The sequence below is a fragment of the Umezawaea endophytica genome, assembly GCF_025061645.1.
GTDB lineage: Bacteria > Actinomycetota > Actinomycetes > Mycobacteriales > Pseudonocardiaceae > Umezawaea > Umezawaea endophytica.
Map to the genome: position 1 here is coordinate 217,841 of NZ_JANYMP010000011.1, position 14,980 is coordinate 232,820.

A 14,980-nucleotide genomic window follows, 5' to 3' on the forward strand; every position below is an offset into this window, starting at 1 on the left:
ACCGCGCTGAGGTGCCCCGGCACGCCAGACTCGACGCATGACGGACACAGACCTGGTGAGCCGACTCCGCGACCGCCTGCGGCTGGTGCTGTGGAGCCTCGTCCGGATACCACTCGCGCTGGCGGGACTGCTGCTGATCCCGGTGCAGCTCTACGCGTACCCGCTGATCCTCGTCACGGTGGGCGTACCGGTCCTGCTCGGCGTCACGGCGCTGGAGCGCAAGGCGCTGCGGGGCTACCGGCGGTGGGCGGGTGACGTACTCGGGACGGAGATCCCGACGCCGTACCGGCTCCCGCCCAGCCGCGGCCCGATCGCCAGGGTGCGCGCGATCACCACCGACCCGGCCACCTGGCGGGACCTGGCGTGGACGTTCGTCAACGCGCCGCTCAGCGTCGTGGCGGGGATCGTCCCGCTCGCGCTGTGGGTCGGCGGCGCGCTGGGGTTCCTGATGCCCTTCGTCTGGATGGTCGCCGAGGAGGAGGTCGAGTACGTCTTCATGAACGCCGACACCCCCGGCGGGTTCGCGCTGGCCCCGATCGCGGGAGGGGTGCTCCTGGCGGGCGCGTGGCAGTTGACGCCGTGGGCGGCGAAGGCGCACGCGACGGTCGCCCGGTGGCTGCTCGCCCCGACCGCTCGGGCCACCCTGACCTCGCGGGTGCGGGAGCTGGCGGACTCGCGGGCCGACACCGTCGACGCGCAGGCCGCCGAACTGCGCCGCATCGAGCGCGACCTGCACGACGGCGCCCAGGCCAGGCTCGTCGCGCTGGGCATGAGCCTCGGGATGGCCGAGGACCTGATGGCGCGCGACCCGGACGCCGCGAGGGCGCTGCTGGCCGAGGCGCGCGAGTCGTCGACGCTGGCGCTGTCGGAGTTGCGGGACCTGGTGCGCGGCATCCACCCGCCGGTGCTCGCCGACCGCGGGCTCGACGGCGCGGTCCGCGCGCTGGCACTGGCGCTGCCGCTGCCCGTGGAGGTCGACATCGAGCTGCCCGGCAGGCCGCAGGCACCGGTCGAGTCGGCCGTGTACTTCGCCGTGGCGGAGGCGTTGGCGAACATCGCGAAGCACAGCGGCGCGACGTCGGCCTGGATCCGGGTCCGGCACACCGACGACCGGCTGGCCGTGATGGTCGGGGACGATGGCCGCGGCGGGACGGCCGTCACGCCGGGCGGTGGGCTCCGGGGGGTCGAACGCAGGCTCGCCGCGTTCGACGGCACCCTCGGGCTGGCCAGCCCCGTCGGCGGACCGACCATCGTGACCTTGGAGCTGCCGTGCGAGTTGTCCTCGGAGAAGACCTCGTCCTCCTCAGGGACGGCCTGATCCGACTGCTGGTGGCGTACGGCTTCGAGGTGGTGGAGGCCGTGGACAACGGGCCCGCCCTGCTGGCCGCGCTGGTCGAGCACGAGCCGGACGTCGCGGTCGTGGACGTCCGGCTGCCGCCGACGTTCACCGACGAGGGCCTGCGCGCGGCCATCGCGGCCCGGCGCCGGGTGCCGGGGCTGCCCGTACTGGTGCTGTCGCAGTACGTCGAGCAGCTCTACGCGCGGGAACTGCTGTCGGACCGGGCGGGCGGCGTCGGCTACCTGCTCAAGGACCGGGTGTCGGACGTGACCCAGTTCGTGGAGGCGATCCGGCGGGTCGCGGCGGGTGGCACCGCGATGGACCCCGAGGTCATCACCCAACTGCTGGCCAGCCACGTCCGCGACGAACCGCTCGGGTCGTTGACGCCGCGCGAGCGGGAGGTGCTCGGGCTGATGGCGGAGGGCCGGTCGAACGGGGCCATCGCCGCCAGGCTGTTCGTCGGGGAGAAGGCGGTCGGGAAGCACACCGCGAACATCTTCGGCAAACTCGGCCTGCCGCCGTGCGACGACGACAACCGGCGAGTACTCGCCGTGCTCGCCTACCTGAACCGCGGCTGAACCCTTATCTCAGCTAAGTACCATCGGGGCATGACGGAGACGACCGAGCTCGCGGACGAGCTGTTCGAGCTGGTGATGGCCGCTGAACCGCTGGAAGCCTCGCTCTACGGCATCGCCGGGCGCGACCACCTGCTCGCGGATCTCAGCGAGGAGGGCACCGCCGCGCTGCGCGCCTCCGCCGTGGACATCGCCGCCCGCGCACGGGCGCTGCCCGCCGAGGACCCGGTGACCAAGGCCGTCATCGTGCAGCAGGCCGAGGCGCTCGCCGACCAGTTCGACACCCGCTCCGTCGAGTACACGATCGCCGGGTCGTTCTTCGCCCCCGCGGGCGCGCTGCTGACGATCCTGCCGATGATCACCGTCGCGACGCCCGACCAGCGCCGCGACTACCTGCTGCGGCTGGCCGCCGTGCCCGCGTTCCTCGACGTGCTGGCGGAGCGGCACCGCGGCGGCCTCGCCGTCGGGAGGCTGCCGGTGGCGCACCTGGTGCGCGACGCCATCGCGTTCTTCGACCGCTACCTGGCCACGCCGCCGTCCGCCGACCCGCTGGCCCGCCAGGACGGGCCGCCGGAGTTCACCGCCGAACGCGACCGGCTGCTCGCCGAGCTGGTGCGGCCCGCGTACGTCGGGTACCGGGACGTGCTGGAGCAGGAGGTGCTGCCCGCGGGCCGCCCCGAAGGCCGTCCGGGCCTCTGCTGGCTGCCCGAGGGCGCAGCCCTGTACGCGGCGCTGGCCCGCGTGCACACGACGACCTCGCGGACGCCCGAGGACCTGCACGAAACCGGTCTCGCGCTGATCGAGGACCTCGCGCGGGAGTACTCCGAGGTGGGGCTGCGGGTGTTCGGCACCGACGACCTCGCCGCGATCTTCGACCGGCTGCGCACCGACCCCGCCCTGCGCTGGCGGGACGCCGAGGAGATGCTCGGCGCCGCGCGCGGTGCCGTGGAGCGCGCCGAGCGGGCCGCGCCGCAGTGGTTCGGCACGGTGCCCACCGTGCGCTGCGAGGTGGCGGCCGTACCGGAGGCGGAGGCGCCGGGCGCGCCCACCGCGTACTACTCCCCCACCGCGCTGGACGGCTCGCGCCCCGGCACGTACTACGCGAACACCTCACGGGCCCAGGAGCGCTACCGCTACCAGTCCGAGGCCATCGCGTTCCACGAGGCCGTTCCGGGCCACCACTTCCAGATCACCCTCGCGCAGGGGATGACCGGGCTGCCGATGCTGCGCAGGCTCGCGAACATCAACTCCTACCTGGAGGGCTGGGGCCTGTACTGCGAGCGGCTGGCCGACGAGATGGGCCTGTACTCCGACGACGTCGCCAGGCTGGGCATGCTGGCCACGGACTCGATGCGCGCGGGCAGGCTGGTCGTCGACACCGGCCTGCACGCGCTCGGGTGGAGCCGCGCGCAGGCGATCGACTACCTGCGGGAGAACACGCCGCTCGCGCTCGTGGAGATCGAGTCCGAGGTGGACCGCTACATCTCCGCGCCCGGCCAGGCGCTGGCGTACATGGTCGGCAGGCTGGAGATCCAGCGGATCAGGGCGGAGGCCGAACTGGCCGCGGGCGACCGGTTCGACATCCGCGCTTTCCACGACGTCGTGCTCGGCGGTGGTCCGCTTCCGCTGGCCGTGCTGGACGAGGTAGTCAGCGCTTGGGCCTTGTCCACGCCAGTGACGGCTTGAGGTTTTCGCGAGTGGATCGAAAACCGGTTCGGTTTGTCGCACTCGGGCCGGGGTTCTTCGACAACTGATTGTTCGAACCGCTAAGGAAATGGTGGCCTGGCGGTCGGATTCGCGGACGGCGATCGGGGAGCGGTCGCCGTCTCGGCGCTGTTTCCCCTGGCGAATAGAGGTCGCCCGCACGCCGGTGCCGAAGTCGCGCTCGAACTCCCTTGTCGACGCCCCCGCTCGCGTTCTCGCGCGTCGACGCCGGGACCAGCGGTCAATATCCGCGAATCGTCGTCCGGCACTCTCCCGGACTTCTCCCCGCGTTCCGCCCCGGTGGCCGAGTCGTGCCCTTGGAGCCGCACTCACAGGCGTGGCGACTACACCCTGTCACCCGATTGCTACGGTGAGAAGCGGTTCAGGGGTCACGAAAATAACTTCATCCGAGCCGCCACACTCACTACGGGCCGTAACCCTATTTATGCGGAAATGGTCCATTCGAGTGAGAGGCCTTCATCGCCCGAGAAGTGCGGACCTACACCCGCTACCAGAAGTCATAGGATGTTTCACGGACGGGTTTGCACTGGCCAGAAGGTTGTCTATGCTTATCAAGAGTGGTGCCCCCGACGGGAGTCGAACCCGTACCTTTGACCCTTTTAAGGGGCCTGCCTCTGCCGGTTGGGCTACGGGGGCAGCGGGCAGCTTAAAGGTCGGCCGCGCGATCGAGTAACGAGATCCACTCAAGACACCCGCACGGCTCAACGTGTTCCGCTATTGCGGTCATTTACGTAATGGACCGACGACCGTCATCCCCAATACCGCTTCGTGATAGGCGTCACAACCGAGCGCGCGCTCCACCAGTTCGTCGCGCAGCGCCGCCGTGAAGCCGACGCCGAGGCCCATGGCCGTCGCGACCAGGTACGCGGTCTGCGAGAGGTGGCCGACGTCCATCTGCACGACCCGGTAGGCGCGCGAGGTGTCGTAGCGCCAGCGGGTGCGCTCCAGGACGGCGGTGTAGGTCAGCACGAGGGGCGCGTCGCCCACCCACTCCTGGTCGCCCGCCGCCTCCACGATCTGCTCCGGCGTCCACTCCGGGCCGACGGGTTCGAGCACGTGCCGCAGGCCGTCGTAGTGGTACCAGCCGGCGGGCAGGCCGCAGACGTCGCGGGCGTGCGCGTAGAGCTCGACGGGGTGGCGGCCACCGCCGGACGGGCTGGTCTTGAACACGGTGCCGGTCCGGCCGATCCGCGACCGCGTCGGCGACGGGCCCCCGAGCACGGCCAGCAGTTCACCGACCTGCTCCAGGCTCACGCCGTCCGACCCGAACTCGCGGGTGGTCCGACGGGCCAGCAGCACGTCCAGCACGGGCGTCGCGCCCCACTCGGGCTGCTCCGGGAGCACCGGCAGCGCGACGGCGTCACCGCCGAGGGTCCGGAACGGGGTGGGCGGCGGGTGCTCGCCGAGCTTCACCTCCAGCACGGCGTCGTGCTCGTCGGCCGCCTGGTACTCGGCGTCGCCCAGCGTGCGGCTGGCGAAGTGGAAGTGCCGCGCCGACGCGCCCCAGCTCGACCAGGCGAGCAGCAGGTCGCGCTCGGCGTCGTGCTCCGGCGAGCCCTCGACGATCAGGACGCCAGCGTCCACCAGTTCGTCGAGCACCCGGCGCAGCACGGCCCGGTCCTCCTCGCCCAGCGGCGCGAGCAGGTCGTCGACCTCGGTGAAGGTGCTGAACTTGCGGCACAGCAGCTCGGCGGTCTCGCTGATCGCGAACTGGCGGTGGTGCAGGTAGTCGTCCCAGACGACGGCGCCGTTCTCGTAGAACAGCGTCGCGTGCTCAGCGACCTTTACCCGCACCCAACAGCTCCTTGAAGCGCTTCGCGACCCAGTCGTGGACCGCGTCCGAGACCAGTGTGTCCCCCGCGCGGTGTTCGAACCACCGCCAGTCACAATTGACGTTGACCTCCAGGAAGACGTGGTCCTTCGCCGTCACCAGGAGGTCGAACGCCGCCACCTCGACCCGCCAGTAGCGGGCTAAGGCGAGGAGCTTGGCGGCCACCGCGTCGGGGACCGCCGTGGGTGTCACCCGGACGGCGTCCGGGTCGACCCAGAGCTGGGCCGGGTCGAGCTTGTCGACCTGGTAGGCGATGCACGTCCCGCCGACGACGAACACCCGCAGCTCGGTCTCGGACGCCAGGTACTGCTGGACGATCACCGGCGCGGACTCGGGGGCGTCGCTGGACCTGCTGGTCTCCAGCGGGCGCGGGAACAGGCCGTGCTGCACTCCGGGGCGCGGCTCCAGCAGGTGGCGCCCCGAGGTCTTCACGATGCAGTGCGCGCCACCGGGCCGGGTGCGGCCGGGGCGGGTCGTCACGGCCGTCCGCGGGATCGTCAGGCCGAACGAGGCCGCGTCGGAGAGCTGCGTGAGCCGGTCGAGGTGGGCCGTGGACCGGGCCGGGTTGACGTGCGCCCAGTCACCGCGGGTCGCGAGCCAGTTCGACACCGCGCCCCACTGGTCGACGGCGTAGGAGCCCGCCAGCGTCCCCGGCTCGACCGGGAGGGCGGAGAGTTCGAAGTGCCTGCGCCAGACCAGCACCGGCCGCAGCAGCCACCGGTCCAGCTCGACCAGCGGGGCGTCGGTGTAGATCGTCAGCGGGAGGTCGGTGCAGCGGTCGGCGTCGATGCGGGCCATCCGGACCCCGCGTTCGGCGAGCGCGATGGAGAGCTCGTTCATCTCCATGTCCGCGCTGCGGGCGAGCACCAGCACGCACGGGACGGGGCTGCCGTCGCCTTCGTCGACCATGCCCATCCGGTGCACCTGCTCCTGGAAGTCCAGGGTCTTCGGTGGCGAGCGGAAGAGGTAGTTCTGGCCTTGGAGGAGGAGCGGAGTCGGCTTCACCGGAGTGGGACTCGGTTCCGGCAGGACTCTTACGGCTTCGAGCGGGGGTCTGGAGACCCCCGGCTCGGAAGCGGTCACGCTCAGTCGTCTTTCTTGCTTCGGAAACACTTCCCAGCCGTGACGTACTCAGCGGCGTACTCCGCCAAGGCGCGGTCCTCGATCTCACCGCGGCGAAGCTGTGCGGCCAGCTCCTCAAGGGACATCGCGGTCACCTCTTTCCCCAACACGCGCATCACGCTTTCAGGTGATGCACAAGCAGTAGTCTCGGGTTCACGTAACGCAATGTCAAGATGAGCGCCCTGAGATTGCTCTATATGGGGGCTCAAGTTACGGCACTAAGCCAGACGGGTGTCACCCGACTGCAACCGAACGGCGCAGTGCGTGCAACACCCGTCGGCGGACTCAGCTCTGGGACGCGCGGTCGAACTCCGCCTTCGGGTCGTTGATCTGACCCAGTGCGACGACCTCACGACCGTTGACGAACGCGAGCAGCCAGTCCATGAGAACACGGAACTTGCGGTTGAAGGTGGGCATCTTCGCGACGTGGTAGCCGCGGTGCGCCAGCCAGGCCAGCAGGCCCTTCATCTTGATGCCGTAGACGTCCGCGACACCCTTGTACAGGCCGAGACCCGCGACCGAGCCGATGTACTTGTGGAAGTAGTCCTTCTGCTGCTTGCCGCGCAGGCTGGCCACGAGGTTCGCGACGAGCACCTTGCTCTGCCGCACCGCGTGCTGGGCCGACGGGCTGCACGTCGCCATCGGGTCTTCCTCGGTGCGCGACAGGTCGGGCACGGCCGAGCAGTCGCCCGCCGACCAGACCCCCGCCAGGCCTTCGACCTGGAGCTTCGCCGTGCAGCGCACCCGGCCGCGCTCGTCGAGCGGCAGGTCGGTGTTGCGCAGGACCGGGTTCGCCTTGACACCCGCGGTCCAGATGATCGTGTCGCTGTCGAACTCCGTGCCGTCGTCCAGGACGACGTGGCCGTTCTCCATGGTCTTCACCCTGGTGTCCAGGAAGACCTTCATGCCGCGCTTCTCGAGCTGCTGGACGGTGTAGACGCCCATCTTCTCGCTCACCTCGGGCATGACCCGCTTGGTGGCCTCGACCAGCACCCAGTTCATGTCCTCTGGCTTGAGCTGGGTGTAGTAGCGCAGCGCGTAGCGGGCCATGTCCTCCAGCTCCGCCAGCGTCTCGATGCCCGCGAAGCCACCGCCGATGACGACGAAGCTCAGCAGCCTGCGCCGCACCTCGGGGTCGCGCGTGCTCGCGGCCTGGTCCAGGCGCGACAGCACGTGGTTGCGGATGTAGATGGCCTCGCCGATGGTCTTCACGCCGATGCCCTGCTCGGCCAGACCGGGGATGGGCAGCGTGCGGGCGATCGAGCCGAGCGCGTTGACCAGCACGTCGTACTCGATCGTCTCGACGTGGCCGTCGGCGGTCTCGAGGGTGACGGACTTGCTCGCGTGCTCGATCCGCGTCACGCGGCCGGTGACGACGTGGCAGCGGTTGAGGACCTTGCGGAGGGGCACGACCACGTGGCGGGGCTCGATCGAGCCCGCGGCCGCCTCCGGGAGGAAGGGCTGGTAGGTCATGTGAGGCTGCGGGTCGACAACGGTCACCGACGCCTCACCGGAACGCAGTTTCTTCTGCAACCCCAGCGCGGTGTACATACCGACGTACCCACCGCCGACGATGACGATCCTCGTGGGTTGCGACTTCACAGCAGCCATACGCACATGGTCGCACCGGAACCCCCGGATCCGCGCGTCCGAAAGGCCCGTTGTGACCACGGTCGCCGGGTGATCGCGAACACTCCGCGCGCTGACCTGGGAGAAGGGTCCGCGGTCGGTATAACCGCTGAGAGGATCGATCCAGTAGCTCAGCTTCGGCTGAGGTGATCCTCAGGTTTTCGGACGGGTGAGGACGACCGCCGCGGCGGCCAGCGCGGCGGCCGTCAGGAGGCCCACCACCTCCACGACGGGCTCGGTGCCGCCGCTCGGGAGCACAGCGGTTACCCCCACAAGGGTGAAAGTCAGGACCTGGGTGAGCGCGAACCTGCGGGCCGGTCTCCTCAGCGCGCCCAGGTGCAGGCGGGACCTCGGCGGGACCAGGGCCGTGATGGCGCACGTGGTGTGGAAGAGGTGCAGCAGGACGACCAGTGCCAGGACCGACGGCCGGAAGGGGCCGCCATCGGTGAAGACGAGGGTGGCGGCGGCGAAGCCGATCACCAGTGCCGGGGCCGCCGAGGCCGGGACGGTGACGGCGGCGGCGGAGACGAGGGCGAAGAGGACCAGCGAGACGCCCTGGACACCGTTCGCCGCCAGCAGCAGGCCCACGGCGGTGCAGGTCAGCGCGGACACCAGGCGCAGGGTCCAGGCCGGGAGGCCCGCGGGCAGGTGGACGGGGAGGGCCGCCGGGCCGGACGGGTCCGTCGGACCGGTCTCGTCCCTCGGATCGGGCTGGTCCGTCGGGCCTGGCTGAGCGGTTGAACCGGCCTCGACCGCCGGGCTGGCCTGGATCGCCGGACGTGCCTGGTCTGCCAGGGCCGTCGAACCGGTCTGACCCGTCGAACCAGCCTCGACCGCCGGACCTGCCTGACCCGCCGAAAGTGCCTGGCCTGCCGGGCCCGCCAGGGCTGCCGAGCCGGACTGGCCTGTCGGGCCGGTCTCGATCGCCGGACCCGCCTGGCCTGCCGGACCCGCCAGGCCCGTCGAACCAGCCTCGACCACTGGGCCGGTCTCGTCCGTCGGACCGCCCCCGTCCGTCGATCCGGTGTGGTTCGTCATCGGACCACCGGGCGTCCCGGTCGGTTGGCCCGGCGGAGGGTGGCCGCCACCGAGTGGCCGCGTTCGTCCCAGGGGACCACCGCGATGCCGTGCTGCTTCATGGCCTCCAGCCTGGTGCGCTGCTCCAGGGTGATGACGCGCAGCGCGCCCTCCCCCCACGGCGTTTCCTCGTCCGGGCGGAGGTCCGGTGGGAGCACGTCCACGGCCAGGACGAGGCTGCCGCGGCGGGCGGCCTGGACGGCCACCTCCACCACGTGGTCGTCCAGGAACGGCGACAGGACCACCACCAGGGCTCCGTGGGGGACGCGGTGCAGGGACGGGCGGGGTGCCCAGCCCGCCGCGCGGGCGCAGACGACGAGCTGGTTGCGCAGCCTGAGGAGCTGGCGTCGGCCGATGCCGGGGCGGACGCCCAACTGGGGGCGGCCCAGGTCGGCCAGGCCGACGCGGTCGCCCTGCCGCAGGTAGCCGGCGGCCAGCGAGGCCGCCGCGCGGACGGCGGTGTCGAGGCTGCCGCCGGGCCTCGACGTGCGGCCCGCGTGGCCGGTGGACCAGTCCGCCACCCGGCTGCCCAGGTCCAGGCGGGTGTCCAGGGCCAGGACGACGTCGGCGTCGGCCTCGGCGTGGTGTTCGCGGACGTGCAGGACGGGGCTGCGCAGGGAGACCCGCCAGTCGATGCGGCGCAGGCGGTCGCCCGCCTGGAACGCGCGGATGTCGCGCAGCTCGGTCGAGTCGCCGGGGCGGCGGGTGCGGTGGACGCCCACCAGTCCGGCGGCGCGGGCGGGCAGCAGGCCCGCCGGGAGCGCGTCCACCGGGGGGAGGACCACGCGGCCGCGTTCCACGCCGACGACCGGGCCGTGGACCAGCAGGCCGTCCGGACCGGCGAACAGGTGGTCGGCGCGCAGGTCCACGCCCTCGCCCCAGGCCTCGCGGCGGAGCTTCACCACGATCGGGCCGCTGGTGGCGGGCAGCAGGTGCACCGGACCGAGGTCGCCCGCCGTGCCGGGGGCGGGCAGGCGGACGGCCAGGAACTCCGCGCCCTCGGCCGGGTCCACGTCGACACCGGTGGTCGCCGAGCCGGGCTCGGCCGTGCGCGGCAGGGGGCGGACGGTGACGGTGGGGACGCCCCGGACCCGGACGGCCAGCGCGAAGAGGGCCGAGACGAGGAAGGGGGCGCCGAGCAGGACCAGCTCGACCTTGTGCAGCAGTCCGCCCAGCACGGGCAGCGCCACGCCGAGCAGGACGGCGCGGCCGTACGCGTCGGTGGCGCGCCACCCGCCTTCGCGGGTGAACGCCGCCCTGATCCGGTCCGCCCGGCTCACGACCGGGTGCTCGCCGGGCCGGGGACCCTGCCCAGCAGTTCGGTGACGACCTCGACGCCGGTCGTGCCGGACGTCCACGTCTCGGGCCGCAGGGTGAGGCGGTGGGCCAGCGCGGCGACCGCGCAGTCCTTGACGTCCTCGGGCAGGACGAAGTCGCGCCGGTCGAGCACCGCCAGCGCCCTGGCCACCAGCACCAGCGCCAGCGCGCCGCGCGGTGACGCGCCCACCTCCACGGCCGGGTGCGCCCTGGTCGAGGAGGCCAGGTCGACGCAGTAGCGCAGCACGTCCTCGTCCACCGCCACCCGTTCCACGCCCGCCTGGAGCTCGGCCAGCCGGGTCGACTCGAAGACCGGGGGCACCTCAGTCTGCTCCCGCTGCCGGACGAGCCTGCGGCGGAGCACCTCGACCTCCTCGGCCGCGGGCGGGTAGCCGATGTCCAGGCGCACCAGGAAGCGGTCGAGCTGCGCCTCCGGGAGCGGGTAGGTGCCCTCATACTCGACGGGGTTCGCGGTGGCGAGCACGTGGAACGGCCTCGGCAGCGGGAACGTGCGGCCCTCCACCGTCACCTGGCCCTCCTGCATGGCCTCCAGCAGGGCGGACTGGGTCTTGGGCGGGGTGCGGTTGATCTCGTCGGCGAGCAGCAGGCCGGTGAAGACCGGGCCCGCGCGGAAGCTGAACCCGCGGTCGGACGGGTCGTAGAGGAACGAGCCCGTCACGTCGGCCGGGAGCAGGTCGGGGGTGCACTGGAGGCGGCGGAAGTCCAGGTGCAGCGCCTGCGCGAGGCTGCGGGCCATCAGCGTCTTGCCCAGACCCGGCACGTCCTCCAGCAGCACGTGGCCGCCCGCGAGCACGGCCGCGAGCGCCAGCCGCAGCGACCGCTGCCTGCCGACCAGCACCGTGCCGACGGCGTCCAGCACGGCCGTGCACTCGGTCGCGATCTCCGCGACGCTCGTGGAGTCGGTCGACGTCACAGGTCCTCCAGTCGGTCAAGCACCTCGGCCAGTGCGCGGGGGTTCGGCATGGTGGCGTCCGGGTCGGTGAGCAGCCGGTAGGCGGTGTCACCGAGGAGGGGGCGGCCTTCGGCCAGCGTCGCGACGCCGCGCTGCCGGAGCCGGGCCTCGGCCAGCGCCCGCAGCCTCGGCCGGACGCGCGAGGTGAAGCGGTCGTGGTCGCGGGACGCCTCGTCGAGGCGGCTCGCCAACGTCGAGGCCACGACGGACGTGGCGCCCGACGAGTGGGCCGGGAGCGGTGACCAGGCGATGTCCGTGGCGCGGGGCAGGCGGGCGAGGAGCAGGACGAGCGCGGCGACCGGCAGCGCGACCACCACCGCCCACTCGACGGGGGCTCCCAGCCTGACCAGCCCGAACCCGGCGACCGCTCCGACGGCCAGCGCGAGCAGCGCGGCCTTGAGCAGGCCCACCAGCGGCGTCACGGGCGGTCCAGGCAGGCCACGACGCGCTCCAGCGCGTCGGCGGCGGCCTCGGCGTCACGGGTGGTCACCTGGTCGGGCGCGCCGAACCGGGCGCGCTGGTAGAGCCCGCGCAACGTCGCCGCGGCAGCGGTGTCCACCTCGTACCGGGTCAGCAGCGCGCCGGTGAACTCCGTCGGCGTCTCGTGGTCCCGCCGGGGTGCGCCGCTGGACGCGGCGGCCTGCTCCAGGTTCAGCCACGCCGCCACGACGGCGTCCGACGGCGGCCCGGTCGGCCGTCCCCGCAGCTCCGCGAGCGCCTTGCGCGCGCCGGTCAGCAGCACCTCGGTACCGAGCCGTCCGTCCTCGTCGTCAGCGGCGGCCGCGACCACCGACGACGCCTCCGCCCGGACGCGCTTGCGGTGCGGACCGAGCATCAGCACCACCGCGCCGAGCGACAGCACCACCAGCACGCACAGCACCACGACCAGCAGGGCCACCAACGACCCGCCGACGACGCCCACGACCCCTTCGGCCGCCGAGTCCTCGGCGGCCGCGGCGGTCTCGGCAGCGGGCACGTCAGGCGCCTGCAACGTGCCGTCGTAGACGATCGGCGAGTTCCCGCGCGCCGCGAGCGCGACGAGCACGAGCGCCGCGCCGGCCAGGAGCGGCACCAGCCACCGGGTCCTCATCCGCCAAGGATGCACGTCCCCCTCCCCCGACGCCCGCGTTTTACCGGGGAACACACACCCGGGCGGCTCATCCCCGCACGGCCGCCGCCCGGCGCAGCACGTCCTCCACCATCGCCTGCGTGAGCCTCCCGGTGAACGTGTTCTGCTGGCTCACGTGGAAGCAGCCGAACACGTGCAGCGGTTCGCCCCCGTCGTGCGCGGGCAGGACGAGCTCGACGCCGTGGCCGAACTTCGGGCGCGGGCGGGGCACGGTCCAGAACGCGGTGAGGATCGGCAGCAGCGCCTGCCAGCCGAAGCCGCCGAGCACCACGACCGCGCGCAGCGTCGGCCGGAGCAGGTCGAGTTCGCGGACCAGCCAGGGGCGGCAGTTGTCGCGTTCCTCGGGGGTCGGCTTGTTCTCCGGCGGCGCGCACTTCACCGGTGCGGTGATGCGGGTGCCGTACAGCTCCAGGCCGTCGCCCAGGTGGTGCGCGGTCGGCTGGGAGGCCAGGCCGACGGCGTGCATGGCGGCGTAGAGGACCTCGCCGGAGCGGTCTCCGGTGAACATCCGGCCGGTGCGGTTGGCGCCGTGCGCGGCCGGGGCGAGGCCGACGACGGCCAGGTGCGCGTCGGCGGGACCGAAGCCGGGGACCGGACGGCCCCAGTACTCCTCGTCGCGGAACGCGGCCCGCTTCACCCGTGCCACCTCCTCGCGCCACGCGACCAGGCGCGGGCACGCGCGGCACGTGGTGACCTCCGCGTCGAGCCGATCAAGAGCGAGCACTCCACTCCTCCTCGAACGTAGGGTTCGACCATGACCGACAAGGACAACGGCGAGACCGAGGACGACAAGAAGGACGAGAAGGACATCCCTTCCGACGACCTCGTCACCGCCCAGCACAGCATCACCGTCAAACGGCGCAAGCTGAACTACACCACCACGACCGGCCGCGTCGTGCTGCGCCGGGAGGTGCTCACCGAGGGCAAGTTCGACGGCCACCAGCCCAAGGCCGAGGTCTTCATGACCACGTACACGCTGGACGGGGCCGACCCGAAGGCGCGGCCGGTGACGTTCGCGTTCAACGGCGGCCCCGGCTCGTCGAGCGTGTGGCTGCACCTGGGCCTGCTCGGCCCGCGCCGGGTCGTGTCCGGTGACGTCGGCGAGCTGACGCCGCCGCCGTACGAGCTGGCCGACAACGCCGAAACCCTGTTGGCGCACAGCGACCTCGTCTTCATCGACCCGGTGTCCACCGGCTACTCCCGCGCGGTGAAGGGCGAGAAGCCCGGCGAGTACCACGGCTTCCAGGGCGACATCGAGTCCGTCGGCGAGGTGATCCGGCTGTGGACCTCGCGCAACGGCCGGTGGATGTCGCCGAAGTTCCTCGCCGGCGAGTCGTACGGCACGCTGCGCGCGGCGGGCCTCGCCGAGCACCTCCAGTCCCGGTACGGCATGTACCTCAACGGCCTGATGCTGATCTCGTCCGTCCTGGACTTCACCACGCTGGACTTCAACGAGAACAACGACGTCCCGTACGCCCTGTTCCTGCCGACGTACGCGGCCATCGCCCACTACCACGGCCTGCACGGCGACCGGGAGCTGGCGGACGTGCTCGCCGAGGCGGAGGAGTTCGCGGCGCGCGACTACCCGTGGGCGCTGAACCGCGGCCACCGGCTCACCGAGGAGGAGCGCGCGGACGTCGTCACCCGGCTCGCCGCGATCACCGGGCTGTCCGAGGACTACGTGGACCGGGTGGACCTGCGCGTCGAGCACGTCCGCTTCTTCACCGAGCTGCTGCGCCACCAGCGCCGGATCGTCGGCAGGCTCGACGGCCGGTTCACGAGCTGGGACGCGGACTACGGCCAGGAGCTGATGTCCGAGGACGCGTCGTACGCGGCGATCCTGGGGCCGTACGCGGCGGCGCTGAACCACTACGTGCGGGCCGAGCTGGAGTACTCGAACGACCTGCCGTACGAGATCATCGCGCGGACCGTGCACCCGTGGTCCTACAAGGAGTTCGAGGGCCGCGCGGTGTCCGTCACGGCGAAGCTGTCGGCCGCGATGCGCGCCAACCCGCACCTGAAGGTGCACGTGGCGTTCGGCTACCACGACGGCGCGACGGCGTACTACGCGTCCGAGCACGTGCTGGCGCACCTGGCGATCCCGGCCGAGCTGCGGGAGAACATCGAGTCGGCGTACTACCCGGCGGGCCACATGATGTACGTGCACGAGCCGTCGCGCGTGCAGCAGTCGAAGGACCTGGCGGACTTCGTGAAGTCCGCGTCGAACCGCTGACCGGACGGGGGCGGCCGGTGCGGACCGGGC

Annotated in this window: 14 protein-coding genes and 1 tRNA gene; 4 read left to right on the forward strand and 11 right to left on the reverse strand. The window is 72.1% G+C overall.

What is annotated here, in order from left to right; all coding sequences use genetic code 11:
• The first annotated feature begins 37 nt into the window (after window positions 1-37).
• The 3 genes from NZH93_RS23765 to NZH93_RS23775 are packed head-to-tail and all read left to right on the forward strand — an operon-like array spanning window position 38 to window position 3,600.
• Complete coding sequence (locus tag NZH93_RS23765) at window positions 38-1,318, forward strand: sensor histidine kinase (RefSeq protein ID WP_259625385.1); 1,281 nt, start codon at window positions 38-40, stop codon at window positions 1,316-1,318.
• A complete protein-coding gene (locus NZH93_RS23770) occupies window positions 1,270-1,917 on the forward strand; it encodes a LuxR C-terminal-related transcriptional regulator (protein WP_259625386.1) in 648 nt (215 codons plus the stop codon). Before NZH93_RS23765 ends, NZH93_RS23770 begins: the two co-directional genes overlap by 49 nt.
• Window positions 1,918-1,947: 30 nt before the next feature.
• Entirely contained in the window at window positions 1,948-3,600 is a 1,653-nt protein-coding gene (locus tag NZH93_RS23775; protein WP_259625387.1) for a DUF885 domain-containing protein, read from the forward strand.
• 597 nt (window positions 3,601-4,197) lie between these two features.
• On the opposite strand, the gene NZH93_RS23780 is transcribed toward NZH93_RS23775, so the two are convergent.
• The 11 genes from NZH93_RS23780 to NZH93_RS23830 form a co-directional block, all read right to left on the reverse strand.
• Window positions 4,198-4,275 (reverse strand) — tRNA-Leu (locus tag NZH93_RS23780).
• An 87-nt stretch (window positions 4,276-4,362) separates the two neighbouring features.
• Window positions 4,363-5,433: a SagB family peptide dehydrogenase gene (locus NZH93_RS23785; RefSeq protein WP_259625388.1), complete on the reverse strand. Its 1,071-nt coding sequence runs from the start codon at window positions 5,431-5,433 to the stop codon at window positions 4,363-4,365.
• Window positions 5,414-6,475 (reverse strand): ATP-grasp domain-containing protein, encoded by a 1,062-nt coding sequence (locus NZH93_RS23790; protein ID WP_259625389.1) that lies wholly within the window; start codon window positions 6,473-6,475, stop codon window positions 5,414-5,416. The genes NZH93_RS23785 and NZH93_RS23790 overlap by 20 nt, the downstream gene beginning before the upstream one ends.
• Before the next feature lie 80 nt (window positions 6,476-6,555).
• Entirely contained in the window at window positions 6,556-6,711 is a 156-nt protein-coding gene (locus tag NZH93_RS23795) for a hypothetical protein (RefSeq protein WP_259625390.1), read from the reverse strand.
• Between the two features lie 166 nt (window positions 6,712-6,877).
• A complete protein-coding gene (locus tag NZH93_RS23800) occupies window positions 6,878-8,203 on the reverse strand; it encodes an NAD(P)/FAD-dependent oxidoreductase (protein ID WP_259625391.1) in 1,326 nt (441 codons plus the stop codon).
• Window positions 8,204-8,374: 171 nt separating this feature from the next.
• The gene (locus NZH93_RS23805) at window positions 8,375-9,259 is read right to left on the reverse strand and encodes a collagen-like domain-containing protein (protein ID WP_259625392.1); all 885 of its coding nucleotides are present in this window, start codon (window positions 9,257-9,259) and stop codon (window positions 8,375-8,377) included.
• On the reverse strand, window positions 9,256-10,578 hold the full coding sequence (locus NZH93_RS50785) for a DUF58 domain-containing protein (protein WP_259625393.1): 1,323 nt from the start codon (window positions 10,576-10,578) through the stop codon (window positions 9,256-9,258). Before NZH93_RS50785 ends, NZH93_RS23805 begins: the two co-directional genes overlap by 4 nt.
• Complete coding sequence (locus tag NZH93_RS23815) at window positions 10,575-11,549, reverse strand: AAA family ATPase (protein WP_259625394.1); 975 nt, start codon at window positions 11,547-11,549, stop codon at window positions 10,575-10,577. Before NZH93_RS23815 ends, NZH93_RS50785 begins: the two co-directional genes overlap by 4 nt.
• On the reverse strand, window positions 11,546-12,010 hold the full coding sequence (locus tag NZH93_RS23820) for a hypothetical protein (protein WP_259625395.1): 465 nt from the start codon (window positions 12,008-12,010) through the stop codon (window positions 11,546-11,548). The genes NZH93_RS23815 and NZH93_RS23820 overlap by 4 nt, the downstream gene beginning before the upstream one ends.
• Window positions 12,007-12,678 (reverse strand): DUF4129 domain-containing protein, encoded by a 672-nt coding sequence (locus NZH93_RS23825; protein WP_259625396.1) that lies wholly within the window; start codon window positions 12,676-12,678, stop codon window positions 12,007-12,009. Before NZH93_RS23825 ends, NZH93_RS23820 begins: the two co-directional genes overlap by 4 nt.
• A gap of 67 nt (window positions 12,679-12,745) precedes the next feature.
• A complete protein-coding gene (locus tag NZH93_RS23830; RefSeq protein WP_259625397.1) occupies window positions 12,746-13,441 on the reverse strand; it encodes a uracil-DNA glycosylase in 696 nt (231 codons plus the stop codon).
• 30 nt (window positions 13,442-13,471) lie between these two features.
• On the opposite strand from NZH93_RS23830, the gene NZH93_RS23835 reads away from it, so the two are divergent.
• Window positions 13,472-14,950, forward strand: a complete 1,479-nt coding sequence (locus NZH93_RS23835; RefSeq protein ID WP_259625398.1) for a S10 family peptidase — start codon at window positions 13,472-13,474, stop codon at window positions 14,948-14,950.
• Window positions 14,951-14,980: the final 30 nt, after the last annotated feature.

What these genes read in the sequence shown, in the direction of transcription:
- NZH93_RS23765 (WP_259625385.1), top strand. Translation starts at nt 38, where the DNA reads ATGACGGACACAGACCTGGTGAGCCGACTCCGCGACCGCCTGCGGCTG.
- NZH93_RS23775 (WP_259625387.1), top strand. Translation starts at nt 1,948, where the DNA reads ATGACGGAGACGACCGAGCTCGCGGACGAGCTGTTCGAGCTGGTGATG.
- NZH93_RS23800 (WP_259625391.1), bottom strand. Translation starts at nt 8,203, where the DNA reads ATGGCTGCTGTGAAGTCGCAACCCACGAGGATCGTCATCGTCGGCGGT.
- NZH93_RS23805 (WP_259625392.1), bottom strand. Translation starts at nt 9,259, where the DNA reads ATGACGAACCACACCGGATCGACGGACGGGGGCGGTCCGACGGACGAG.
- NZH93_RS23825 (WP_259625396.1), bottom strand. Translation starts at nt 12,678, where the DNA reads ATGAGGACCCGGTGGCTGGTGCCGCTCCTGGCCGGCGCGGCGCTCGTG.
- NZH93_RS23835 (WP_259625398.1), top strand. Translation starts at nt 13,472, where the DNA reads ATGACCGACAAGGACAACGGCGAGACCGAGGACGACAAGAAGGACGAG.